Origin of the sequence: Burkholderia sp. 22088 (assembly GCF_052045915.1) — a bacterium.
GTDB classification, from domain to species: domain Bacteria; phylum Pseudomonadota; class Gammaproteobacteria; order Burkholderiales; family Burkholderiaceae; genus Burkholderia; species Burkholderia cepacia.
Genome location: NZ_JBQEPY010000046.1, coordinates 1 through 742, shown reverse-complemented (window position 1 = coordinate 742; position 742 = coordinate 1). Strand labels below are relative to the sequence as shown.

The 742-nt window shown below is 51.3% G+C and carries 2 tRNA genes and 2 rRNA genes; all 4 read left to right on the top strand.

From position 1 onward, the window contains the following. Nucleotides 1-111: ribosomal RNA gene (locus tag ACTJLD_RS41355) — 16S ribosomal RNA — on the top strand; the annotation flags it as partial. A gap of 62 nt (nucleotides 112-173) precedes the next feature. Then, nucleotides 174-250: transfer RNA gene (locus ACTJLD_RS41350), tRNA-Ile, on the top strand. 38 nt (nucleotides 251-288) lie between these two features. Next, nucleotides 289-364: transfer RNA gene (locus ACTJLD_RS41345), tRNA-Ala, on the top strand. 277 nt (nucleotides 365-641) lie between these two features. Further along, a 23S ribosomal RNA gene (locus ACTJLD_RS41340) occupies nucleotides 642-742 on the top strand; the annotation flags it as partial.

The window sequence follows — 742 nt, the reverse complement described above, 5'->3', positions numbered from 1 at the left end:
GAAGTGGCTAGTCTAACCGCAAGGAGGACGGTCACCACGGTAGGATTCATGACTGGGGTGAAGTCGTAACAAGGTAGCCGTATCGGAAGGTGCGGCTGGATCACCTCCTTTCCAGAGCTTCTCGCAAAATTGAGTGCTCACGCTTATCGGCTGTAAATTAAAGACAGACTCAGGGGTCTGTAGCTCAGTCGGTTAGAGCACCGTCTTGATAAGGCGGGGGTCGTTGGTTCGAATCCAACCAGACCCACCATTGTCTGGCGGTAACACCTGAGGGCATCTGTACTCAATGGGGGCATAGCTCAGCTGGGAGAGCACCTGCTTTGCAAGCAGGGGGTCGTCGGTTCGATCCCGTCTGCCTCCACCAATCACCAACGCTAAGTGCTTGGTTCATCCGATGAACCGAGAATTTTGCATTGGCGATTGAGCCAGTCAGAGCGGTACGAAAGTATCGGCTGTCGTTCTTTAACAATCTGGAAGAAGTAAGTAATTTGGATAGCGGAAGCGTCTTGAGATGGACGTGGAAACTATCCGGGTTGTGATTGTATCGATGTATCTCAAGATGATTCGAACTCTATGTTTGACTCAATTGGAATACGGCACAACGCGAGAACTCAACCTGTAACGAGACAGACTCGTTATAGGGTCAAGCGAACAAGTGCATGTGGTGGATGCCTTGGCGATCACAGGCGATGAAGGACGCGGTAGCCTGCGAAAAGCTACGGGGAGCTGGCAAACAAGCTTT